At 71.3% G+C, this 22,704-nt stretch carries 24 protein-coding genes and 1 tRNA gene; 18 read left to right on the top strand and 7 right to left on the bottom strand.

Features of this window, described 5'->3' with window-relative positions; all coding sequences use genetic code 11:
• Positions 1-54: 54 nt before the first annotated feature.
• The 3 genes from ACFXGX_RS39315 to ACFXGX_RS39305 are packed head-to-tail and all read right to left on the bottom strand — an operon-like array spanning position 55 to position 4,777.
• The gene (locus tag ACFXGX_RS39315; RefSeq protein ID WP_384801944.1) at positions 55-2,070 is read right to left on the bottom strand and encodes a copper resistance protein CopC; all 2,016 of its coding nucleotides are present in this window, start codon (positions 2,068-2,070) and stop codon (positions 55-57) included.
• Positions 2,071-2,094: 24 nt separating this feature from the next.
• Positions 2,095-2,727: a GNAT family N-acetyltransferase gene (locus ACFXGX_RS39310; RefSeq protein ID WP_384801941.1), complete on the bottom strand. Its 633-nt coding sequence runs from the start codon at positions 2,725-2,727 to the stop codon at positions 2,095-2,097.
• Positions 2,717-4,777, bottom strand: coding sequence for a penicillin acylase family protein (locus ACFXGX_RS39305; RefSeq protein WP_384801938.1), 2,061 nt, complete (start codon positions 4,775-4,777; stop codon positions 2,717-2,719). Before ACFXGX_RS39305 ends, ACFXGX_RS39310 begins: the two co-directional genes overlap by 11 nt.
• Positions 4,778-4,917: 140 nt before the next feature.
• On the opposite strand from ACFXGX_RS39305, the gene ACFXGX_RS39300 reads away from it, so the two are divergent.
• Entirely contained in the window at positions 4,918-5,502 is a 585-nt protein-coding gene (locus ACFXGX_RS39300; protein WP_384801935.1) for an HhH-GPD-type base excision DNA repair protein, read from the top strand.
• Between the two features lie 69 nt (positions 5,503-5,571).
• Here the strand turns inward: ACFXGX_RS39300 and ACFXGX_RS39295 are convergent, their stop codons facing one another.
• Complete coding sequence (locus ACFXGX_RS39295) at positions 5,572-7,248, bottom strand: helicase HerA-like domain-containing protein (RefSeq protein ID WP_384801932.1); 1,677 nt, start codon at positions 7,246-7,248, stop codon at positions 5,572-5,574.
• A gap of 105 nt (positions 7,249-7,353) precedes the next feature.
• Between ACFXGX_RS39295 and ACFXGX_RS39290 the strand changes: the two genes are divergently transcribed.
• Positions 7,354-7,650, top strand: a complete 297-nt coding sequence (locus tag ACFXGX_RS39290) for a type II toxin-antitoxin system VapB family antitoxin (RefSeq protein WP_003999914.1) — start codon at positions 7,354-7,356, stop codon at positions 7,648-7,650.
• A gap of 90 nt (positions 7,651-7,740) precedes the next feature.
• Positions 7,741-8,403 (top strand): LytR C-terminal domain-containing protein, encoded by a 663-nt coding sequence (locus tag ACFXGX_RS39285; protein WP_384801929.1) that lies wholly within the window; start codon positions 7,741-7,743, stop codon positions 8,401-8,403.
• A gap of 118 nt (positions 8,404-8,521) precedes the next feature.
• On the opposite strand, the gene upp is transcribed toward ACFXGX_RS39285, so the two are convergent.
• Positions 8,522-9,157 (bottom strand): uracil phosphoribosyltransferase, encoded by a 636-nt coding sequence (gene upp / locus ACFXGX_RS39280; RefSeq protein ID WP_261703858.1) that lies wholly within the window; start codon positions 9,155-9,157, stop codon positions 8,522-8,524.
• A gap of 139 nt (positions 9,158-9,296) precedes the next feature.
• On the opposite strand from upp, the gene ACFXGX_RS39275 reads away from it, so the two are divergent.
• The 10 genes from ACFXGX_RS39275 (at position 9,297) to ACFXGX_RS39230 (ending at position 16,180) form a co-directional block, all read left to right on the top strand.
• The gene (locus ACFXGX_RS39275; RefSeq protein ID WP_361682768.1) at positions 9,297-9,479 is read left to right on the top strand and encodes a hypothetical protein; all 183 of its coding nucleotides are present in this window, start codon (positions 9,297-9,299) and stop codon (positions 9,477-9,479) included.
• Positions 9,480-9,960: 481 nt separating this feature from the next.
• Entirely contained in the window at positions 9,961-10,500 is a 540-nt protein-coding gene (locus ACFXGX_RS39270) for a hypothetical protein (protein WP_384801949.1), read from the top strand.
• A gap of 178 nt (positions 10,501-10,678) precedes the next feature.
• Positions 10,679-11,173: a tRNA adenosine(34) deaminase TadA gene (gene tadA, locus ACFXGX_RS39265; protein WP_384801925.1), complete on the top strand. Its 495-nt coding sequence runs from the start codon at positions 10,679-10,681 to the stop codon at positions 11,171-11,173.
• Positions 11,174-11,228: 55 nt separating this feature from the next.
• Positions 11,229-11,313: transfer RNA gene (locus tag ACFXGX_RS39260), tRNA-Ser, on the top strand.
• A gap of 441 nt (positions 11,314-11,754) precedes the next feature.
• A complete protein-coding gene (locus ACFXGX_RS39255) occupies positions 11,755-11,991 on the top strand; it encodes a hypothetical protein (RefSeq protein ID WP_384801922.1) in 237 nt (78 codons plus the stop codon).
• Positions 11,992-12,327: 336 nt separating this feature from the next.
• Positions 12,328-12,507: a hypothetical protein gene (locus tag ACFXGX_RS39250; protein WP_384801919.1), complete on the top strand. Its 180-nt coding sequence runs from the start codon at positions 12,328-12,330 to the stop codon at positions 12,505-12,507.
• Positions 12,508-12,634: 127 nt separating this feature from the next.
• The gene (locus tag ACFXGX_RS39245; RefSeq protein ID WP_384801916.1) at positions 12,635-12,928 is read left to right on the top strand and encodes a Dabb family protein; all 294 of its coding nucleotides are present in this window, start codon (positions 12,635-12,637) and stop codon (positions 12,926-12,928) included.
• A 216-nt stretch (positions 12,929-13,144) separates the two neighbouring features.
• A complete protein-coding gene (locus ACFXGX_RS39240) occupies positions 13,145-14,095 on the top strand; it encodes a SigB/SigF/SigG family RNA polymerase sigma factor (protein WP_384801913.1) in 951 nt (316 codons plus the stop codon).
• Positions 14,096-14,339: 244 nt separating this feature from the next.
• Entirely contained in the window at positions 14,340-15,236 is an 897-nt protein-coding gene (locus ACFXGX_RS39235) for an RNA polymerase sigma factor SigF (protein ID WP_384801910.1), read from the top strand.
• 104 nt (positions 15,237-15,340) lie between these two features.
• A complete protein-coding gene (locus ACFXGX_RS39230) occupies positions 15,341-16,180 on the top strand; it encodes a hypothetical protein (protein WP_384801908.1) in 840 nt (279 codons plus the stop codon).
• A gap of 331 nt (positions 16,181-16,511) precedes the next feature.
• Here the strand turns inward: ACFXGX_RS39230 and ACFXGX_RS39225 are convergent, their stop codons facing one another.
• Positions 16,512-16,709, bottom strand: coding sequence for a hypothetical protein (locus ACFXGX_RS39225; RefSeq protein WP_384801905.1), 198 nt, complete (start codon positions 16,707-16,709; stop codon positions 16,512-16,514).
• A gap of 323 nt (positions 16,710-17,032) precedes the next feature.
• Here ACFXGX_RS39225 and ACFXGX_RS39220 point away from each other — a divergent pair, with 323 nt between their 5' ends.
• From ACFXGX_RS39220 to ACFXGX_RS39205, 4 genes are all read left to right on the top strand, one after another.
• Positions 17,033-17,545 (top strand): MarR family winged helix-turn-helix transcriptional regulator, encoded by a 513-nt coding sequence (locus tag ACFXGX_RS39220; protein ID WP_384801902.1) that lies wholly within the window; start codon positions 17,033-17,035, stop codon positions 17,543-17,545.
• A gap of 21 nt (positions 17,546-17,566) precedes the next feature.
• Positions 17,567-19,984: an MFS transporter gene (locus tag ACFXGX_RS39215; protein WP_384801899.1), complete on the top strand. Its 2,418-nt coding sequence runs from the start codon at positions 17,567-17,569 to the stop codon at positions 19,982-19,984.
• A complete protein-coding gene (locus tag ACFXGX_RS39210) occupies positions 19,981-20,178 on the top strand; it encodes an SdrD B-like domain-containing protein (protein ID WP_384801896.1) in 198 nt (65 codons plus the stop codon). Before ACFXGX_RS39215 ends, ACFXGX_RS39210 begins: the two co-directional genes overlap by 4 nt.
• A 100-nt stretch (positions 20,179-20,278) precedes the next feature.
• Positions 20,279-21,100, top strand: coding sequence for a YceI family protein (locus ACFXGX_RS39205; protein WP_384801893.1), 822 nt, complete (start codon positions 20,279-20,281; stop codon positions 21,098-21,100).
• Positions 21,101-21,107: 7 nt separating this feature from the next.
• On the opposite strand, the gene ACFXGX_RS39200 is transcribed toward ACFXGX_RS39205, so the two are convergent.
• Positions 21,108-21,836 carry an ANTAR domain-containing protein gene (locus tag ACFXGX_RS39200; RefSeq protein ID WP_384801946.1) on the bottom strand — a complete coding sequence of 243 codons (729 nt, stop codon included), beginning with the start codon at positions 21,834-21,836 and terminating at the stop codon, positions 21,108-21,110.
• A 154-nt stretch (positions 21,837-21,990) separates the two neighbouring features.
• Between ACFXGX_RS39200 and ACFXGX_RS39195 the strand changes: the two genes are divergently transcribed.
• Positions 21,991-22,461 carry a PPOX class F420-dependent oxidoreductase gene (locus ACFXGX_RS39195; protein WP_355768524.1) on the top strand — a complete coding sequence of 157 codons (471 nt, stop codon included), beginning with the start codon at positions 21,991-21,993 and terminating at the stop codon, positions 22,459-22,461.
• The last annotated feature ends 243 nt before the right edge of the window (positions 22,462-22,704 follow it).

The following is a 22,704-nucleotide window of genomic DNA, read 5'->3' as shown; positions in this document are numbered from 1 at the left end:
CCCCCGCCACGGTCGTGGCGGGGGCCCGCGCCCGCCGGGCTCAGTCGATCGGGCTCAGTCGATCGTCACCTTCTTCGAGACCGTGACCTCGTCCAGATCGCCGGTGCGGACCGTGACCTTCATCGTCCAGGTGCCGGGCAGGGGGAGGGTGAGGCCGTCGGAGGTCCAGTAGCCGCCCTTGTCGGTGATCTCCGCGTCGATCGGGCCGACCTTCTGGGATTCCAGGGTGAAGGTCAGGCGCACCTCGGGGACGGTCACGAGGCCGCCGTCGGGGCCGAAGATCACGACCTGCACGGAGTTCTCCCCGACCTGGCCGGGCGTCAGCTCGACCTGGGCCTTGCCGTGACCGCCCGGGGTGCCGACGTCGAAGGGCACCAGGGTCGTCTTCGAGGTCACCCTGCGCACGGCCGCGACCGCGTCGGCGCTCTCCGCCTCGGCGCGGCCCGGCTGGGTCCCGGTCAGCATCGTCGTGATCACCAGCACCAGGATGCCGACGGTGACCTCGGCGAGCACCGAGCGACGCAGTCCCCGGTGGTACTCGGTGTCCCCGGGCGCGTCCTTCGCCCCGCCTCCCGCCGACCCGTCCGAGGCCGCTTCCTCGGCCTCGGGTACCTCCGCCGCCGGCTCGTCCCCCGTCGTGGCCTTCCGGCCGTCCGTGTCCTCCCCGTCCGCGGGCTCCTCGCGTACGTCCCCGGAGACGGCGCCCTTGGACGCCCCGGCCGGCACCGCGACCGGGACCGCGACGCGGCCGGCCGGGACGGTGGCGGGGGTCCGCGTCGCCGCGACCGGGACCGCGACGCGGCCGGCCGGGACGGTGGCGGGGGTCCGCGTCGTCGCCGGCCGGACCGTCCAGCGCCGTGAGAACGCGGCTCCCGCCAGGAGGAGCGCCACCAGGGCGACCTTCACGACCAGGAGCCTGCCGTACGCCGTCGAGGTCAGCGCGTCCCAGGAGCCGAGGCCGCGCCAGGACTGGTAGACGCCGGTGACCGCGAGGACGGCGACCGAGGTGAGGGCGAGCCGGGAGAAGCGGGTGACGACGGCCGGGGGGACCGGCTCGGCGGGGCGGTGCAGGGCGGCCAGCAGGGCGGCCAGACCGCCGAGCCACACCGCCATGGCGAGCAGGTGCAGGACGGAGGAGACCATCGCGGCGGGCACCTGGATCCCGGCGGACGCGTGTTCACTGGCGGCCCAGGTGACCGCCAGGGCCAGCGAGAACAGCACCCCGAGCACCAGGACGCCGCGGCCGGCTCCCCGGTCCCGTACCGGCACCCTCGGGGGCACGAAGGCCACGGCGGCGAGCAGCGCCAGCCGCGCCACCAGGACGACGCCCGGCCGGCTCCCCAGGGTGTCGCTGAGGCCGTCCGGGTCGAAGACCTCCGACACACCGGTGCCGCGCTCGTAGGGGCCGCGCAGCAGGAGCAGCGCGAACGTGGAGCCGAGCAGGATCCACCAGCCGGTCACGAGGAGCCGCCGGACGGAGCCCGGGAAGCCGCAGGCGAGCACGAACGTGACCGCGCCGATGAGCAGGGCGAGTCCGGTGTACGCGGCGTAGCGGGCGATGTCGTAGAGGGCGGAGGAGACGGGGTCGCCGGTGGTGGGCGGCGGCGGAGCGGGGGTCGCGGAGGGTTTGCCGACGGAGAACGTGAAGGCGCCGGAGACGGGGTGGCTGTCCGCCGAGACGACCCGCCAGGCGACCGTGTACGTGCCGTCGCGGAGACCGCGCGGCAGGGTGACGCCGGCGGTGTCGGAACGGCCGTCCGCGTGCTCGGGTTCGCCGGTGCGGACGCGCCGGTTCTCCGGGTCGAGCACGCGGAAGGAGTCGTCGAAGAGGCCGATCGACTCACTGAACGTCAGCGTCACCCGGCGGGGCGCCGACTTCAGCACGCTGCCTTCCCGCGGATCGGTGCCCGTCAGCGCGGCGTGGGCGGACGCGCCGCTCACGCCGCCGAAGAGCACCAGGACCAGGACACCGCCCAGCAGGGCCAGGGCCCTGGCGCCGAGCCGTCGCTCTCGCTGCCCGCTTCCGTTCACACGCCGTCTCCGTATCCGCATGTCCAGAGTCTCGGTCATGTACGGAATCGGGCCGCGTCCGGCTCACCTCGGGGCCGTCGGGCCCTTCTCGAAGGCCTCGCGCGTGAGGAAGGCGAGCCGGGCGTGCTTCTCGGGCAGCCGGACCTCGGGCAGGTCGATCTCCGGGAGCACGATGTCTCCGGCGGGGACGAAACCCTGCCGGGTCAGCCGGGCGATGGCCTTGGCGTTGCGGGCGTCGGGTTCGACGACGGCCCGCCGCCGGTCGAGTCCGGTCAGCGCGTACGCCAGGAACGCGGACAGCAGGGTGGACGACCAGCCCGGCCGCCCGCCGGCGCCGGGTGCCGGGGGCCCGATGAGCAGGTGGACGCCGATGTCGCCGGGCCGGACCTCGTAGCACTCGGAGACGCGGTCGGCCTCGGGCTCGTAGGTCTGGAAGAGCGCGGCCGGGACGCCGTCCTTGAGCGTGAGGAAGGCGTGGTGGGTGCCGAGCGAGTCGAGGTGCAGATAGGTCTCCAGCACCTGCTCCTTCGTGAACCCGGTCATCCCCCAGTACGCGGCCCGCTCCTCGGTGACCCAGCCGTGCAGCACGTCGAGGTCGGCGTGCGGGTCCACGGGCAGCACGCGGACCGTCCCGAACCCGTCGATCCGCTGCTCGTGAACGGCCTCACGGGTGCCGGCGTACGTCTCAGTCGTCATCGCTCTCCTTGGTCAGCGTGTTCCAGTCGGTGGTCACCGGAACGAGGTCTCCCTCGAGCCACAGGGGGAGTTGGTCGCGGTGGTGGACCGCGCCGGGAACGCCGTCGGCTCCGAAGGGCACCACCCAGCGGCTGTCGTCCCGGTCGGCGAGGTCCCAGACGTACCGGGCCGCGGGTCCCCGGGCGCTCAGGTCGGTCAGTCCGGGGAGCGACGAGGTGGACAGGACGCAGTCGTTGTCGCCGGACAGAGCCGGTTCGTCGTACGGGGTGCCGGGGAGCGCCCGCCAGGGGGCGAGGCGATGGGTGTCGCCCCAGGTGCGGGAGACGGGCGCGGCGGCCGCTTCCTCGACGGCCGCCCGGATCACGGCGTCGCGGTCGATGCCGTACGACTTCCCCGCCGTCAGCAGGTTCTCGAGAGCGAAGGCGACGCGCGGGGTGAGCGCGAGCCAGGGCAGGAAGACGGCCGGACGGGCGGGCGGGTCGGCCAGGACGGCGAGCGCCGGGTGCGCCACGAGCCGGCGTACGACCGCGTCGCGCACCTGGGCGAACAGCGCGGCCGTGCCGCTGCCGGCGTCCATGTGCCGGTTCCAGCGCAGGAGCCGGTCCCGGAGCTCTGCCGCCGCGCCGGAGAGTTCGAGCGCGGCCAGCGGGTCAAGCAGGGCCGCGGCGGAGCCGAGACGGGTGTCCATGTGGATGGCCGGCATGTCCGCCGCCGCCAGCGTCCGCCCTGTGTCGAGCAGTCGGCGGATGCGGTCGGCGCGGTGCGGCGGCGCGAACTCGACTCCGAGCGGGGTCGCGGGGCCGCGCTGGTTCGCCATCACGGCGAGTCCGTCCTCGACCGGGCCGTACGGCGTCTCGTGCCAGCCGGTCCACTCGTGGCCGGCCTCCCACGCGTTCACCACCCGCACGCGGTTGGCCGTGGCGCGCAGCGGGACCCGTCCCGCGACCCGGTGCAGCACCCCGCCCTCGGTGTCGGCGGCCTGCACGACGTTCACCGGCTCCGCCCAGGCGTCGAGGGCCCGGTCCACGTCGGCGACCCGGCGGGCCCGCAGCAGCGGCAGGAGCGCGCCGAAGCCGAGGTCCGCGGTCACGCGGGGCGGGTAGCGCAGGCTGATGGACTCCTCGGCGCCGGTGCCCCCGATCACCACGGGTCCGCGTGCCGTCTCGATCACCTCGACCTCGACGCTCTCGCCGCCGGCCACCTCCACCCGCTCGGTGTGCCGTGCCGCGGCCCGCCACACCCCGTCGGGGTCGAGGGCCTCGACGGCCCCGGTACCGGTGTCGCGCAGCCGCTCGCGGTAGAGGTCCTGGTAGTCGGCCATCGCGTTGGTGATCGCCCAGGCGACGGTTCCGGTGTGGGCGAAGTGGGCGATGCCCGGGACACCGGGGACGGCGATGCCGACGACGTCGAACTCCGGGCAGGACAGACGGATCTGCTGATAGACGCCGGGGTCCTCGATGAAGCGGTGCGGGTCACCGGCGATCACCGCGTGCCCGGTGGCGGTGCGTTCGCCGCTCACCAGCCATCCGTTGCTCCCGGCCGTGCCCGGCCCGTCCATGGCGAACAGGCCGACGGCGTCCGCGCCGAGCCGCCGGACGACCTCCTCGCGCCACAGCTTGGCGGGAAATCCGGCGAAGAGGATGTGGGTACCGAGCCAGACCCCCAGCGGGCTCCAGGGCTCCCAGCGCCCGGGAGTGAGCCCGCTCGCCGCGAACTCGGGTGCCCGCGCGGCTCCTTCGGCCAGCCCGGCGTTGACGCCGTCGACGTACGCGACGACCCACGCGGCGGTCTCGGGGTCGTGCCGCTCCAGGGAGGCGAAGCAGCGTCGCGCGGTGTCGTCGAGCCGGGCCTGCCGGGCGAACCGGTCCCAGCCGACGGACTCGGCGCCGAGGAACGCGGCCGAGGTGCCCTGGCAGCGGTGCCGCTCGACCTCGAGCTGCCAGGCGCGGTCCCGGGCGGTGACCCGGCCCTGGGCGTGGGCGAGTTCCAGGGCGCTGCCGGCGCGCAGGTGCGGGATGCCCCAAGGGTCACGGTAGGTCTCGGCGGTCACGGTCCATCCCCAGTCATGTCAGGTTAGGCTAACCTAATTTAATCTTGGGATCGTACGTCGGCAGTGAGGACCCGGTTCAGCCGGGCGGCCGGCACGGCCGCGACCGCGCGGCCCGCCCCCGTACGCGGGATCATCGGTCCATGGACGTCACGCTTCACCTCGCCCAGCAGCCCGAGGCCGACGAACTGCTCGGCCGGAGCCCCCTCGCGGCCCTGGTCGGCATGCTGCTGGACCAGCAGGTGCCGATGGAGTGGGCCTTCGCGGGCCCGTACACGATCGCCCGGCGCATGGGGGCGGACGATCTCGACGCGCACGAGATCGCCTCGTACGACCCGGAGAAGTTCGCCGAGCTGCTCTCCGCCAAGCCCGCCGTGCACCGCTATCCCGGCTCGATGGGCAAGCGCATCCATCAGCTCTGCCAGTACCTCGTCGAGCACTACGACGGAGACGCCGCCGCCGTCTGGAAGGACGCCGAGAGCGGCGCGGAGCTGTTGCGACGGCTGAAGGAACTCCCCGGTTTCGGTCCGCAGAAGGCCCAGATCTTCGTGGCCCTCCTCGGCAAGCAGCTCGGGGTCGCCCCCGAGGGCTGGCGCGAGGCGGCGGGACCGTACGGCGAATCCGGCTCCTTCCGCTCGGTCGCCGACATCACCGGCCCGGAGTCCCTCGCCAAGGTCCGCGCCCACAAGCAGGAGATGAAGGCGGCGGCGAAGGCCGCCCGCACCTGACCCCGGGCCCCGTTCCCCTCCCCCGGCATCGGCGCCGCTTCCCGGCCGCCCGGGGGACGGGGACCGGTGTCAGCGCCGCCTGCGTGCCGTTCCGAAGACCGAGCGGGTGATCTCCCGCCCGATCTGGGTACCCACCGACCGCGCCAGGGACTTGAACAGCCCGCTGCCGACGACCTGCTCGACCATGGAGGGCTCCTCCTTCGGCCGGCTCCGGCCGCCGGGACCGGCCTCGGATTCGGACCGGGTGTCGGACCGGTTGCCCGTCCCGCCCCGCGGTCGCGAGGAGGACGGCGGTCGTGAGGAGGACGCGGAGGGCTCGGGCCGCGCCTCGGAGGCCTCGGCCGCCGTCAGCTTCTCGTACGCCGACTCCCGGTCCACCGCCTGCGCGTACCGCCCGTACAGCGGCGACTCCCGCACCGCCCGGTCGAGCGCGTCCGCCTCCACCGGACCCATCAACGACCCCGGCGCGCGCAGCCGGATCGCCGCGACGGGCGTCGGGGCGCCCTTCTCGCTCAGCACGGTGACCACGGCCTCGCCGGTGCCCAGTCCCATGAGGACCTCTTCGAGGTCGTACGGGGAGTCGGGGAACGTCTTCACGGTGGCCTTCAGCGCCTTCTGGTCGTCCGGCGTGAAGGCCCGCAGCGCGTGCTGGACGCGGTTGCCGAGCTGGGCGAGAACGTCCGCGGGTACGTCCTTCGGCGTCTGCGTCACGAAGAAGACGCCGACCCCTTTCGAGCGAATGAGCCGGACGGTCTGCGTGATCGAGTCCAGGAACGCCTTCGACGCGTCGCTGAAGAGCAGATGGGCCTCGTCGAAGAAGAAGACGAGCTTCGGCCGGTCCGCGTCGCCGACCTCCGGGAGGTCGTGGAAGAGATCGGCGAGCATCCACATCAGGAACGTCGAGAACAGCTGCGGTCTGTCCTGCACGGCGGGCAGTTCGAGGACCGACACCACGCCCCGGCCGTCCGGCGCCAGCCGCGTCAGCTCGCCCGTGTCGAACTCCGGCTCCCCGAAGAAGGGGCTCACGCCCTGCGCCTCGAAGGCCGTCAGCGAGCGCAGGATGACGCCCGCCGTGGCGGTGGAAAGACCGCCGATCCCCTTCAGTTCCCGCTTGCCCTCGTCCGAGGTCAGAAAGGCGACGACCGCGCGCAGATCCTTGAGGTCGACCAGTTCCAGACCCTTCTGGTCGGCGTAGTGGAAGATCAGGCCGAGCGACTGCTCCTGGGTCCGGTTGAGCTGGAGCACCTTGGACAGCAGCACCGGCCCGAAGCTGGTGACCGTGGCGCGTACGGGAACGCCGTGGCCGAGACCGCCGAGCGCGTAGAACTCCGCGGGGCAGCCGTTCGGTGTCCACTCCTGGCTGACCTCCTGGGCCCGTTCCCGGACCTTCGTGCCCGGTTCGCCCGGAGCCGAGATCCCGGAGACGTCCCCCTTGATGTCGGCGAGGAAGACGGGGACCCCCTGCGCGGAGAGCTGCTCGGCGATGAGCTGGAGCGTCTTGGTCTTGCCGGTGCCGGTGGCGCCCGCCACCAGGCCGTGCCGGTTGAGCATCGGCAGCGGAACACGGATCTGCGCGTCGGACAGGCACGCCCCGTCCCAGAGCAGCGCGCCGAGGTCGAGAGCGGGGCCCGCGAAGGCGTAGCCGGCCGCGATCTCCAGGGCCTCCCTCGGGAGCGCGGGGGCGCCGGTGGCCCGCTCGGGAGCGGTCCCGGCGGCAGCCGACCGGACGGTCTCACCGTCACTCATATCAGACCTCTGTTCCCGGTTTGCAAGGATTTACGACATGTTTTCCAGCGTCGCACTCCGCCGCCATGGCTGCGCCCGGAAGGTCTTGACCGGTAGGCTTTCCGTGTGATCTTCAAGCGCATCGGAAACGGCCGGCCGTACCCCGACCACGGCCGGGAAAGCACCCGGCAGTGGGCGGACGTCGCGCCGCGCCCGGTCCGCCTCGATCAGCTCGTGACGACGAAGGGCCAGCTCGACCTGGAGACCCTCCTCGCCGAGGACTCCACCTTCTACGGCGATCTCTTCGCCCACGTCGTCAAGTGGCAGGGCGATCTGTACCTGGAGGACGGCCTCCACCGCGCCGTCCGCGCCGCGCTGCAGCAGCGTCAGGTGCTGCACGCGCGCGTTCTTGAACTGGACTAATGGCCACGGCTTGACCCCAATGGGTTGAACTGAACGCCGGGCAATGATCATCTAGTAGGCATTGGCGCCCCGGCGCACTACGCTGCGCCCATGAGCATGCTTACTCCCCCTGGCATGGGTGGCCAGTATCGGATCACGGGGGACAAGTACCCGCGGATGCGCCGCCCCCGCGGGCGTCGCAAGTTCGTGTTCGTGAGCCTCAGCTCCGTCACCGTTCTCGGGCTGATCGGGTGGGGGTCCCTGCAGCTCATCGACATCTACACGGGCGGCAGCGAGGCCACGGCGGCCGGCACCAAGGCGGACTGCGCGTCGAAGGTCACGCCGGAGGCCAAGGCCTCCGCCGCTGCCGCCGCCGCGGTCGCGTCCACGCTGCCGAGGCCCGGCCAGATCACCGTGAACGTCCTCAACGCGACACCCCGAAGCGGGCTCGCGAAGCAGACGGCGGACGAGCTGAAGAAGCGCGGCTTCAAGATCGGTGACGTGGGCAACGCGACGGCCGCGTACGACAAGAAGGTCACGGGCGCCGGAATACTGCTCGGCGCCAAGGCCGCCGGACAGGCCGCGCTGCCCGTCCTCAACACCCAGCTCTCCGGCGCCGAGCTGAAGACCGACGGCCGCGCCCAGGCCACCACGGTCGACCTGATCATCGGCAACGGTTTCAAGGCGCTGTCGAAGAAGGAGGACGCCGACAACGCGCTGACCGTCCTGACGCAGCCCAAGCCGGCGACCGCCGGCTCGAAGAAGAACTGCTGACCCCGGGACCGGACACGGAGAGACACCCGCGACTCCGGAGCCGCGCTCGCGTGCGAGCCGCCGGCTTCGGAGTCGTGTGCCTACCGGAGCGCTCCGCGGGTGCCGCGGAGCCACGGAGTTACTCGGCGGCCCCGTACATGCGGTCACCCGCGTCGCCGAGGCCCGGCACGATGTAGCCGTGCTCGTTCAGGCGCTCGTCGACCGAGGCCGTGACCACGGTGACCGGGGTGCCGGCGAGGTCGCGCTCCATGAGCTCGACACCCTCGGGGGCGGCGAGAAGGACCACGGCGGTGACGTCGTCGGCGCCGCGCTTGATCAGCTCCTGGATCGCGGCGACGAGCGTGCCGCCGGTGGCCAGCATCGGGTCCAGGACGTACACCTGACGGCCGGAGAGGTCGTCCGGCATCCGGGTGGCGTACGTGGAGGCCTGGAGCGTCTCCTCGTCGCGCACCATGCCCAGGAAGCCCACCTCGGCGGTCGGCAGCAGCCGGACCATGCCGTCGAGCATGCCGAGGCCCGCGCGCAGGATCGGCACGACGAGCGGGCGCGGGTAGGAGAGCTTGACGCCCGTGGTCGGGGAGACCGGCGTCACGATGTCGACCTGCTCCGTGCGCACGTCGCGGGTGGCCTCGTAGGCCAGGAGGGTGACCAGTTCGTCGGCCAGCCGCCGGAAGGTCGCGGAGTCGGTGCGCCGGTCGCGCAGGGTGGTGAGCTTATGGGCGACCAGGGGGTGGTCGACGACGTGAAGACGCATGTCCACAACAGTAGCGGGGCCGACGGCACCCGCCACTGACCCGCCCGGCAAGTCCCGTCCCCCCGGCATCACCCGTCCGCTGGCATCAAACCATCCATCGGAGGGAAGGTGGGAGGGACGGACCTGGGGTGGTGTGCCGATGCGGGACCAGCAAGAGGAGTCGTCCGAACGGCTGGAGAGCGACGCCGAGCGCAGGAGGCGGCGGGCCCAGTTCCTGCGCGACCTGGCCGAGGCGCGCGAACTGCGTGACCGCGTACAGCCCCGCCGGGCCAAGACGGCCCGCCTGCGCCACGCGATGCGCATGCGCACCTTCCGCTGGTGACCGGACGCACCGCCGCCTGAGCCCGCGCACAGCGACGGGCTCGGACCCGGCGCGCCGCCACCAGGTCGACACGCCCACGGAGGGGTTCGGCGCGGAAGAGCCGGTCCCGCTCCCGCGGCAGAGCCGCGCCGGCACCCGTGGCACCCCCGCCCCGACAAGGGGACGCGCCCGCTCGCCGTTCGGCGCGCGGGCGGACGAACCCGGCCGCGCGCCCGCCGCGGAACCGGGCCGCGCCCGCCTCACGAGGGGCCGTGTGGCGGACGTGTCGGGCGAGGAGGTGTCCACACGGCGCGGGCATCCGCGTACGATCCGCTGTTAGCGATCAAAAGAGGCGGACACAGCAGGCCGAAGACGTCCCCTGAACGCTGTCTTTCTGCCACGATTCCGAGTGGGCGGGACTCGGAGCAGCAGCACTCCTCGCCCACAGCCTCCGCCGGGGGGAACCCCAACCGGCACACCTATGACCAGTGGGAGGGTCACGGTGTACTTCGCCGCACTGCTCGCGCGCACCGAAGACGGGTGGGAAGCGAGCGATACAGAGCTCGACGATGTGGAAACCCTGTCGGATCTGACCGATCTGGCCCGTGAGGTCTCGGACGAGGACACGGTGCTCCTGCTCATCGAGCAGGAGGACGCGTGGTTCGGCGTCGTCCGCGTGGACGGCGAGGAGGATCCTCGTATCTACGTCTCGGACGCCGCCGCTGCCGCCCGCAGCTCGTACGGCGAGATCCTGCTCACGGACGAACTACTGGGACGGGAGCCCGGCGACGACGACGCCGACCTGGACTCCCTCGATCTGGACGGCACCGAGGACGGTGAACCAGGGGACTCCGAGGACGACGACGAGGACCAGGTGAGCGTGTCCGGGGACGCCGTCTCGCACAGCCCCGTCGGGGACCGCTACATCCTCGCGGACCTCGGAGTGAGCGAGAAGGAACTGCTGGCCCTGGACGAAGGCGACGCGCTCGGCACGATCGCCGAGGCCCTGGGAGCGGCAGAGGTCCTGGAGACCGTCCGCTAGGACCTCCGGAACAGGTCAGGGCCTCCGGAAACGGCGGGCCCGGCCACCCTCGCCCGCGCCCCTGCCCCCATACCGGCGAACCGGCCCGATCCAGCGGGCCGGACCTTCGCCTGCCGTCCGCCGCTCACCGTCTCCGTGCCGTCCGCCGCACCCGGCGGGATTCCGCTACGTTCCCCGGATGAGCACCCCGCGTCAGGTACCCCCGCCGCCCGATCCCGTACGCGACCGGTGGCGGGCCCCGATGCGGCTCGCCCTGGACGAGGCACGGCTGGCCGTCCGGGGCGGGGACGTTCCCGTCGGTGCCGTCGTGCTGTCCCCGGACGGGACGACCGTGCTGGCGGCCGGGCACAACGAACGCGAGGCCACCGGCGACCCGACCGCGCACGCCGAGGTCCTCGCGCTGCGCCGGGCCGCCGCGAGACTCGGAGAGTGGCGGCTGTCCGGGTGCACGCTCGTTGTCACCCTGGAGCCCTGCACGATGTGCGCGGGCGCGCTCGTCCAGTCCCGTGTCGAGCGGGTGGTCTACGGCGCCCGCGACGAGAAGGCCGGCGCGACCGGATCCGTCTGGGACGTCGTCCGGGACCGGCGGCTCAATCACCGGCCCGAAGTGATCGAGGGCGTTCTCGCCGACGCCTGCGCCGCACTGCTGACCGACTTCTTCCGCGACCGCTGACCGGGCCGCCGAAACGATTTCAGACCACGGGTCACCTTGGGGTAGGGTCTCCCTCGGTAGCGTGTCCGAGCGGCCGAAGGAGCTCGCCTCGAAAGCGAGTGTGGCGCAAGTCACCGAGGGTTCAAATCCCTCCGCTACCGCAGGTAGACGAAGGGCCCGATCCAATGGATCGGGCCCTTCGTGCTGCTCCGTCTCGGTCGGGCCGGCCCAAGAGGATGCCGCTGACCCACACGAACCTCATCTGTGTTCGAGGGTGACCCGGCAGTCGTGATCGCGGCGCTGGAAGCGTGGGGCCTTCGACCTTGAGATGCCAGGCGTGAAAGGCCTCAAAGCAGGGTGACGCGCAAGGCGGTCGGGTAAGGCTGCTTGCAAGACGGCACACCTTGGGGGCGCGATGAGTGCGGAATCGGTGACCGCTGCGGCAGCTACCTTGATCGCGTTGGGATCGCTCTACGTGTCCATAGTCCAATCGAGACTGAACGTGATCCACAACAAGCACTCGGTGCGTCCCCTTCTCCAGCAGCGGCAGATCAAGGATGGCGTGGCTCGCCAATCGGGGATCGAACTGATCAATGCCGGACTTGGACCAGCCATCGGTCTTCGACCGCGTCCTGGGTCAGATGCGAGACGGTGTGCAGAAGTACGGACTACCCGGCGGAACCGTGATCCTGGCGGGGCAGAGTGTTTTCCTACTGCGGCTTGCCCCCTTCGAGCGCGATCAAGACTCCGACTTCGGTGATCTGGTTCTGCGACGGCTCCGGATCGAGATCCACTACGAATCCCTCTACGGCGGCGAAGACTACGTCCTGCATTCCTAGCTCGTCCGAGAACCGATCCGTGGCCAGTTGAAGGGCGGAGGGGGAAGGGGCGCAATTCGGGGGCGCCCGCTTCCCCCTCGAAGGGACCCGCAAGTCCACGCCGCCGTCTCGGGGGAAGTCGGGCGGCGAGGACCCCGCAGTGGGGTCCCTCCGGGCCCCGTGGACTCCTGACGGTTCCTGCCGGGGCTCCCTTCCATCCTGGGCCGCGAGAACGCCGCTCAGGCCCCGCAAAGGACCTCTACCAGCGGGCCGTTGGTCCTTAAAGGCGGCGTGAAGGTTACACTCACCGCCGGCAGCAGGGGGCCGACGGGCGCAGGAGTCACAGGGGAGGCCGCGATGGCGGTGAATTCGAAGAAGATCGCCATCTACGTGCTGGTGGTCTTCGCGCTCTACGTGATCATCACGGATCCGGCCAAGGCCGCCGACTACGTACAGATAGCGTTCGAGGGCATATCGAGCGCCGCCGGGGCGATAGGCGACTTCATGACCTGGGTCGCCGACGGAGCGAAGAACTGACGTCAGGCACCGACGCCGGCGCGCCGGGGACTCCGTACACCCGGCACCGAGCAGGCCCGACGGAGCGAGGCGCGTCCCCCGAAGGGCGTGACCGAGCGAAGAACCACCTCATCACCAGGGAGTACCCGTGATCCGCCATCTGGTCCTCTTCAAGCTCAACGACGGCGTCCGGCGCGACGAGCCCCGCGTCGTCGAGGGCGTCGCCGCCTTCCGTGCGCTCGGCGAGCAGATCCCCGAGCTGCGGTTCTGGGAATGCGAGTGGAACATCAGCGACCGGCCCATCGCGTACGACTTCGCCATCAACGCCGCCGTCGAGGACGCCGACGCCCTCAAGCGCTACCTGGAGCACCCGGCCCACACGGCCGGCGTCGCTCTCTGGCGCGAGTTCGCCACCTGGGTGATCGCCGACTACCCGTTCTGACCATTTTTGATCGCACACTCTTACCGAGCCCTTGACCGCAACCGGTCAGGGGTTTTCGACGTCTTGAACCCCAACTCACCTCCAATTCACCCTCAACACGGCGTTATGCGGTGCTTGCACACAGTGCACATGTCTTGTGATGCTATGACCGCTTTTGACGGATGAGTTGACGGATACGTCGACGGATCGTTGACGAACGAAGAGGTGGCGTTGACCGTGTCGGCCAGTACTGCGCCGCCCCAGGAGGAAGCCCCGGCCCAGAACCGGGCGACGGCCCTCGCCTCCGCCCCGCCGTCACCCCCGGCACAGTCCATGACGCAGACCACGGCACCGAACGCCGCACCGGGCGCCCAGGGCCCCCCGGCCGCCCCCGAACCGGTCCAGGAGGCCCCTCAGGAGCGGCGCCGGGGCGCCGACACCCGGGCCCTCACCCAGGTGCTCTTCGGCGAACTCAAGGTGCTGGAGCCGGGCACCCCGGAGCACAACCGGGTCCGCGGCGCCCTGATCGAGGCGAACCTGCCGCTCGTCCGCTACGCGGCGGCCCGCTTCCGCTCCCGCAACGAGCCGATGGAGGACGTGGTCCAGGTCGGCACCATCGGCCTGATCAACGCCATCGACCGCTTCGACCCGGACCGGGGCGTGCAGTTCCCGACCTTCGCGATGCCGACGGTCGTCGGCGAGATCAAGCGGTACTTCCGTGACAACGTTCGCACCGTGCACGTACCGCGCCGGCTGCACGAGCTGTGGGTGCAGGTGAACAGCGCCACCGAGGACCTGACGACCGCCTTCGGGCGCTCGCCCACCACCGCGGAGATCGCCGAACGGCTGCGCATCACCGAGGAGGAGGTGCTCTCCTGCATCGAGGCCGGACGGTCGTACCACGCGACGTCCCTCGAAGCGGCCCAGGAGGGCGACGGACTGCCGGGGCTGCTCGACCGGCTCGGCTACGAGGACCCGGCGCTCGACGGAGTCGAACACCGCGACCTCGTACGGCACCTTCTCGTACAACTGCCCGAACGCGAACAGCGGATCCTGCTCCTCCGCTACTACAGCAACCTCACCCAGTCACAGATCAGCGCGGAGCTGGGTGTCTCCCAGATGCATGTGTCAAGGCTCCTCGCCCGCAGCTTCGCGCGTCTTCGATCCGCAAACAGGATCGAGGCGTGACCGGAAAGAGCTAATCGCCCAAGGTTGTTTTTTACGTCAGTTCAGCGCTGATTATCTGTCAGACCCCCTTTTTCCAGGGCCGATCCACCCTCTACATGTCGACAAGTCTCTACAGCGTGTTGCCGACATGTGACATTCTTCCGGCAGCGCGTTTGCCGCGGCCCCGCCTCCGGTATTCAGGTGGAGGCTGCGTTCCTCCGACGGGAGCGACTGCCGCGACCGTCCGCGACCCAAAGGGGGTGGCATGTCCGCAGATCAGGGCAGCTCGAAGGTGCTCACGCTCACGAAGAGCGACGCAGTGCCCGAGGCGCACGCCTCGCTTCACGACGTCCCTGCCGCCGAGGCCCCGGTAGCCGCTCTGGTCCCCGAGTCCTCGGGCGCCATCGACACCCGGACCCTGTCCCGCTCCCTGTTCCTGCGGCTGGCGGCACTCGCCGAGAACAGCCCTGAGCGCGGCTACGTCCGGGACACCCTCATCGAGCTCAACCTCCCGCTCGTCCGGTACGCGGCGGCCCGCTTCCGCTCCCGCAACGAGCCGATGGAGGACATCGTCCAGGTCGGCACCATCGGCCTGATCAAGGCGATCGACCGCTTCGACTGCGAACGCGGTGTCGAGTTCCCGACCTTCGCGATGCCGACCGTCGTCGGCGAGATCAAGCGGTTCTTCCGTGACACCTCCTGGTCCGTCCGCGTTCCGCGCCGGCTCCAGGAGCTGCGGCTCGCCCTCACCAAGACCAGTGACGAGCTCTCGCAGAAGCTCGACCGTTCGCCGACGGTCGCCGAACTCGCCGCGGCTCTCGGGGTGTCCGAGGAGGACGTGGTCGACGGCCTCGCCGTCGGCAACGCGTACACGGCGTCGTCGCTCGACTCACCCGCCCCCGAGGACGACGGCGGCGAGGGCTCCCTCGCGGACCGCCTCGGCTACGAGGACACCGCGCTGGAGGGCGTGGAGTACCGCGAGTCGCTCAAGCCGCTGCTCGCCAAGCTGCCGCCCCGCGAGCGTCGCATCATCATGCTCCGCTTCTTCGCGAACATGACCCAGTCGCAGATCGGCGAGGAGGTCGGCATCTCCCAGATGCACGTCTCCCGGCTGCTCACCCGCACGCTGGCGCAGCTCCGCGAGGGCCTCATCTCCGACTGACCGTCCCACGCGGGGTTCATAATTGACGGATCGTCAGCCACACTGGCGCGATGCGTCACGAGCCGATGCGTCACGGATCGACAAACGGTCGCCGAGGTCTCCTGGTGAGCACCTCGGCGGCCGTGCTGTGTCTGGGCGGGCTGCTGGCCGCGTGCGGGAGCGGCGAGGACCGCGGTTATGCCGCCGTCGGGGCCGCGGACGGCTCCCCGCGGGCGTCGGGGGTGGCGGTGGCGCCGTCGGGGGAGGTGTCCCTGGCACCCCTGGACGGCTCCAACCACAGCGGGAGCAGGGGGAGTTCCGGGTCCGGCAAGGAGCCCTCGGCCACCGGTCCGGGCGGCGGGGCCTCGACGGACGGCACGGGTGCCGCGAACGGCTCGGCCGGTTCGACGGCCGGTTCCGCCGGCTCGGTCGGCTCGAGTGCCGGCGAGGCCGGCTCCGGGACCGGGACCGGGACGGACGGTTCAGGAGGCACGGGAACCGGCGCCGACGGAGGGTCCTCTTCGTCCTCCGGTTCGTCTGCCGGTTCATCTGCCGGCTCGTCGACCGGTTCATCCTCCGGTGCCGACTCTGGCCGTACGGGCGGAAGTTCGGGAAGTTCTTCGACGCCGCCCGCGCCCGCCCCGACGGCGAGTGCCCGGCCCGCCGCGCTCGCCGTGAGCGAGCCCACGCGCGCGGCCACCGATCGGCGGTGGTGCGAGAAGGTCACCCTCTCCTTCAGCAACACCGGTGGTACGGCGGTCCGTTCGGGCACGGTGACCTTCGGGACGCACATCATCGGGGCGCTCGGGATCGACTGGGCGACGATCCGGTCGACCGAGTCCCTTCCGTCGCCGATCGCCGCCGGTGCGAGGAAGAGCGGGACCTGGACGGTGTGCGTCGACTCCTGGCGGGTGCCGCTGGGCATGCACGTCGAGACCCAGGACGTGTCCGTCGAGTGGAAGTAGGGGCCTGGCCCTTCCGGGTCACGCCGCCCGCTCACGCGCCGGTCACGCCGACACCTACGGTCGTACCGTCCCGCACGGAACCGACGGGTCGCGCGCCCTCGTACCGTCCCGCACGGAACCCACCGTTCCCGCACGCTCGTACGTTCCCGCACGGAACCCACCGGTCCCGCACGCTCGTAACGCCCCGCACGGAACCCACGGGTCGCGCCCGCTCTTACCGCCCCGCACGGAACTCACCGGTCGCGCACGGCCGTACGATCCGGCCCGGCTCCCGGCACTCACGGGTCCCGTACGCCCGCGCGTTCCCGCGCGGTCACACGGTCCCGCACGATCACATGAGGGCGAGCCAGGCCACCGCGGCGACGACCGCGACGACGAGGACGACGCCGACGATCAGACCCACGCGGGGACCCGCGGGAGCGGCCGCCTGCTGCTGCCGGCCCTGGGGGGCCTCGTCGACGAACGCACGGAACATCTGAGTGCTGCCCGCGGGGTCGTAGTTGCCCTCGGGGCCCTGGGTGTTTGCCATAGGCCGGACCCTAGCGAATGCGCGCGGGCTGCCCAAGTGCCGGGTTCCTCTTCACGCCGATCGTGACGCGACCGCACACCACCCGCGACCAGCGCGCACACCGCCTCCGCGCCACCTCCTCGCCGCCTCCTCACCTCGACGGCCGTCCCGTCCTCATCTCCCTCCCTGTCCGCATCTCCCTCCCCGTCCGCCCCTCCCACCTGTACGTTTCCGTTCGCCAACACTTGCCTTTGCCAACTTTTTATCCCTGAAGCCTCGAACTCGTTTGCCTGCGGCAACCAACTTCTTTATGGTTGCCCTAAGCAACGAATAAGGGGGGTGTGATGGCCGAGCAGGCGCAGTACGAGGAACTGGCTCGTCAGCTCAGTGCCATCGGTGCCGTGAAGCGGGGCATGGGACGGATCCTGCCGCCCGACTGCCCCGCGGGATCCGCCGCCGTGCTCACCCTGCTCGGCCGGTACGGCGAGATGCGGATGAGCAGGCTCGCGGAGCTGCTGTCCGTGGACATGTCGGTGACCAGCCGCCATGTCGCGCACGTCGCCGACCGGGGCTGGATCGAACGGTCCCCCGACCCGGCGGACAAACGCTCACGCATCCTGCGCCTCACCGCGGCCGGGCACGCCCAGCTCGACGAGCTGTCCCTGCGCACGTCACGACTGCTCTCCGACCGGCTGAGCCACTGGTCCGACGACGAGGTCGGGCTGCTCATCGAGCTGATGGGCCGGCTGCGCGAGAGCTTCGGCGACTGCCGCTCCCCGCAGTGGACGCCCGCGCACCCTCCCCCGTACGCGACAGACGTAGACGTATCGGAACCGACCACCCGTACACCCGCGTAAACACGGAAGAAAAGGAAGCCCATGGCAACGACCACACCAGCCGGTGTGCGGGGCTCTCACGCCAAGCACGGAGGCGCCGACGGCGCTCCGATGACGCACCGGCAGATCATGGAGGCGCTCTCCGGGCTGCTGCTCGGCATGTTCGTCGCGATCCTGTCGTCGACGATCGTCACCAACGCGCTCCCCGAGATCATCGGCGACCTGGGCGGCGGCCAGTCCGCCTACACCTGGGTCGTCACCGCCTCGCTGCTGGCCATGACCGCGACCACGCCTCTGTGGGGCAAGCTGTCCGACCTGTACAGCAAGAAGGCGCTCGTCCAGATAGCGCTGATCATCTACGTACTGGGATCGGCCGCCGCCGGTCTGTCCCAGAACCCCGGCATGCTCATCGCCTGCCGTGTGGTCCAGGGCATCGGCGTCGGCGGTCTGTCCGCCCTCGCGCAGATCGTGATGGCCGCGATGATCTCCCCGCGTGAGCGCGGGCGCTACTCCGGCTACCTGGGCGCGACGTTCGCCGTCGCAACGGTGGGCGGCCCGCTGCTCGGCGGCGTCATCACCGACACGAGCTGGCTCGGCTGGCGCTGGTGCTTCTACGTCGGTGTGCCGTTCGCGGTCATCGCGCTGATCGTGCTGCAGAAGACCCTGCACCTGCCCGTCGTGAAGCGGGACGTGAAGGTCGACTGGGGCGGCGCGTTCTTCATCTCCGCCGCGGTCTCGCTGCTGCTGGTCTGGGTCACCTTCGCCGGTGACAAGTACGACTGGGTCTCGTGGCAGACGTTCGCGATGGTCGGCGGCGCGATCGTGCTCGGCCTGCTGTTCGTGCTGGTCGAGTCCCGGGCGAGCGAACCGATCATCCCGCTGCGGCTGTTCCGCAACCGCACGATCACCCTCTCCTCCCTCGCCTCGCTCTTCGTGGGTGTCGCGATGTTCACCGGCACCGTCTTCTTCAGCCAGTACTTCCAGCTCGCCCGGGACAAGTCCCCGACGATGTCTGGCGTCATGACGATCCCGATGATCGGCGGCCTGTTCATCTCCTCCACGGTCTCCGGCCAGGTCATCACCAAGACCGGACGGTGGAAGTACTGGCTGGTCAGCGGCGGCTTCCTGGTCACCGCGGGCCTCGGCCTGCTGGGCACGATCCGCTACGACACGACGTATTGGCACATCGCGATCTTCATGGCGCTGCTGGGCCTGGGCGTCGGCATGATGATGCAGAACCTGGTGCTCTCCACGCAGAACCAGGTGGCGCCGGCCGACCTGGGCTCGGCCAGCTCCACGGTGACGTTCTTCCGCTCGCTCGGCGGTGCGATCGGTGTCTCCGCGCTCGGCGCGGTCATGGCCACCCGGATCACCGACTACGCCAAGCAGGGCCTGACCGACCTCGGCCCCAAGTACGCGGCCCTGGGCTCCGGTTCGGACTCCACCTCCAGCATCCCGGACATGGACAAGCTGCCCGCGCCGCTGCGCACCGTGATGGAGAGCGCGTACGGCCACGGCATCGCGGACGTCTTCCTGATCGCCTCCGGTCTGGCGCTGGTTGCCTTCCTCATCGTGCTGTTCATCAAGGAGGTCCCGTTGCGGACGTCCGGCGCGTTGGCCCAGGCCGCCGCGGAGAAGTCCGGGGCACCGGTCACCGGGGCGCCCGTCGCCGAGGCCGTCGAGGCAGCGGCCACCGCGGCCCTCGCCCCGGCCGTCGCCACCACCGAAGCCGCCTCCGGGACCGCTCCCGAAGGCACCCGGCAGCTCGCCGCCGTCGCCACCGCGACGCGGGAGGGCGACCCCCGGCCCGCGTCCGGCGGCATCCGGGTGCACGGCCAGGTCCGCGGCGCCGAGAGCGCGCCCGTGCCGCAGGCCGCGGTCACGCTGATCTCGCCCGAGGGACGCCAGCTCGGCCGCTCGGTCGCGCAGGCCGACGGCTCCTACGCCCTCGACGCGCCCGGTGTGGGCTCGTACGTCCTGATCGCCTCCGCCGACGGCTTCCAGCCGCAGGCCGCGACGATCGTCGTGCACGAGGAGCCGCTCGCGTACGACATCCTGCTGAGCGGCACCAGCGGGCTGAGCGGTGTCGTCCGGGCCGCCGAGGGCGCCTCCCCGGTCAAGGACGCCATGGTCGTCGTGACCGACGTCCGCGGGGATGTGCTGGCCACCGGAACCACCGGTGAGCAGGGCCAGTTCGCCTTCACCGAGCTGGTGCCCGGCGTGGTGACGGTCGCGGTGAACGCCGCGGGCCACCGGCCGCGGGGGGGGGGGCGGGCGGGCGGGGGGGGGGGGGGGGGGTGGTCCGGGGCGGCGACCCCCCCGCGCCCCCCCGGCCGCGGGCGCTGCCCGTCGAGGTCGGCGGGACCGGGGTCACCCGCATCGAGGTCGACCTCGACTCTGGCGCCCAGGTCCAGGGTGTCGTACGGGCCCCGCACGGTCCGCTGTCGGACGCCCGCGTGACGCTGGTGGACGCGGCCGGGAACGTGGTCGGCACGGCCAGGACCGGCGGCGACGGGGCGTACGCCTTCACCGATCTGGACGGCGGCGAGTACACCGTCATCGCGGCGGGCTACCCGCCGGTGGCGACCGCGCTGACCGTCGGCGGCCGTGGGGCGGACGACCACGACATCGAACTCGCCCACCCGGGCGAGTAGTCCGAGCCCCGGCCCGTGGGGATGCGCGCACTCTGAGCGGAGGTGCGCCCCCCCCCCCCACGGGCCGGTTTTCATTGGTTCATCGCAAGGAGTTACTGCCATGGGACTGACCGCGAAGATCCGCACACGGGACGGATGGGCCGTGTCGCACGCGGTCGTCACGGTGACCGACTCGGCCGGCGCGCAGGTGCTGCGGGCCGAGGCGGACACCGACGGAGCCGTACGCGACACCACGAGCCTCGCGCCGGGTGCCTACACCGTGATCGTGACCGCGCTCGGGTACGCGCCCGCCGCCTCCGGGGCCATCGTCACGGCGGCCGGCCGGGCCGAGGTCGGCCAGGTGACGCTGGCCCGCCGGGGCGGCACCGAACTTCCCCCGCCGGGACCGTGGACCGTCGACCCGGCACACTCCTCCGTGGGCGCGGTCGCCCAGCACCTGGGCATCTCCAGCGTGCACGGCCGCTTCACGGACTTCGCGGGCCGCATCGAGATCGCCCACGGCGACGTGACCGCCTCCCGTGTCGAGGCGACGATCACGGCCGCCTCCATCGACACCGGCAACGGCATGCGCGACGGGCATCTGAAGTCGTCGGACTTCCTCGACGCCGAGAAGTACCCGCAGATCACCTACCGTTCGACGGGCCTCACACCGGCCGGATCCGACCGCTGGACCGTGCACGGCGAGCTCACCCTGCACGGTGTCGTCCGTCCCGTCGACCTCGACCTCGCCTACCTCGGCACCGGCGCCGACCCCTGGGGCGGCACCCGCGCCGCGTTCCGCGCGACCGCCGAACTCCACCGCGAGGACTTCGCCCTGCACTACAACCAGATAGTCCAGGCGGGCATCTCCGCCATCGGCACGACCCTGAAGGTGGAGCTCGACATCCAGGCCGTGCAGGGCGAGTCGCTGCCGGCGGTCTGAGCCCGGCTCACTCGCCCTCGCTGGCGTCGACGATCCGTCGGGCCAGGTCACGGAGCTTGACGTTCTCCCGCTGGGAGGTGCGCACGAGGCTGTCGAACGCCTCGGACGCGTCGATGTCGAGCCGCTCCATGAGGATGCCCGTGGCCTGCCCGATCAGATCCCGGGTCCGCATCGCCTCGGTGAGCTGTTCACGCAGGGTCGCCGAGTCCAGCGCGATGCCGACGTGCGCGGTGAACAGCCGCCCTATCCGGGTGGCCGACTCGTCGAAGGCGCGCGGGGCCCGCGCGTACGCGGTCAGGACGGTCAGCCGGCGCCGGTCGGCCCGCAGCCGCAGCGACAGCACCGACCTCAGCCCGAGGCCCGACAGGGCGAGATCCCCGTCGCCGCCCTTCGCGGCGCTGTCCTCGATCCCGGCCACCGGAGCCGTCCACAGCCGGTTCCAGTACGGGGGATTCTCACGGCCCGCGTTCAGGGCGTCCGCGGAACGGACGACCTCGTCCGTCCAGGCCAGCGTCTGCCGATGTGCCTTGGGCTCGATGACGGAGATGCCGGCGTACTCGACGCCGGGCAGGATGCGCACGGCCAGCCGGACGGCGGTGCGCAGGGTGGCGTGGGGACTCGATGTCTCGTGCAACTGCTGAGCGGCGGCAGTGAGGCCCTCTGCCAGCTCAAAATCCGTATCAGAACGGGACAATTCAGAAAAATCAGACGCAGCCACCACGAACCTCTTCGGCATGCAAGGCCATACGGCCATGCGCAGGAGAGCTCCGCAGCACATTCCCGACTGCGAGCACAGGATGAAGAGCACTTTAGCCGCTTTGCCGAGGTCGGGTGCCGCCCACCGGCCCGGCCCGCGGGCGATCGCGGGGCACGCGCCCTACGCTGATCGCATGGCACCCAACATCGCGACGAACACCTCTGTCTCCCTGGACGAGTTGCTGGACTTCGTACGCCCCCGCCACCGGGCGATCCTGCTCACCCGCCGCGCCGACGGCGGGCCCCAGGGGTCCCCGCTGACCTGTGGTGTCGACGACTCGGGCCGCATCGTCGTCTCGACGTATCCCGAGCGCGCCAAGACCCGTAACGCCAAGCGGGACGAGCGGGTCGGTCTGATCGTCCTCAGCGACGAGTGGAACGGGCCCTGGGTGCAGGTCGACGGCACCGCCGAGGTGATCGACTCCCCGGACTCCGTCGAGCCCCTTGTCGAGTACTACCGGAACATCGCCGGTGAGCATCCCGACTGGGACGAGTATCGGGCGGCGATGCGCAAGCAGGCCAAGTCGATCATCCGCATCACTCCCACTCGCTGGGGTCCGGTGGCGACCGGCGGCTTCCCGGCCCACCTGGCCCCCCAGGACTGACCTGCCCAGCCGGCCTGGCTCCCCAGGACTGACCCGCCAAGTCGGCCTGGCTCACCCCTTTTCCTCGCCCCCTCCGCCCCTACCCGACCCACCCCGGGGCTCCGCCCCAGACCCCGCTCCTCAAACGCCGGAGGGGCTGAAATTTCGCACCCGCAGCCGGGATCCGGCGCGAGGGGCCGTGCCGGTACATCGATGCCCGTCGCCACCGACGGTCACGCCTCACCCAACGGCGACGGGCTGATG

Origin of the sequence: Streptomyces sp. NPDC059371 (assembly GCF_042751995.1) — a bacterium.
Classification (GTDB): domain Bacteria; phylum Actinomycetota; class Actinomycetes; order Streptomycetales; family Streptomycetaceae; genus Streptomyces.
Note: the sequence above shows the minus strand (reverse complement) of the source record. Positions and strands in the feature narration are given on the sequence as shown.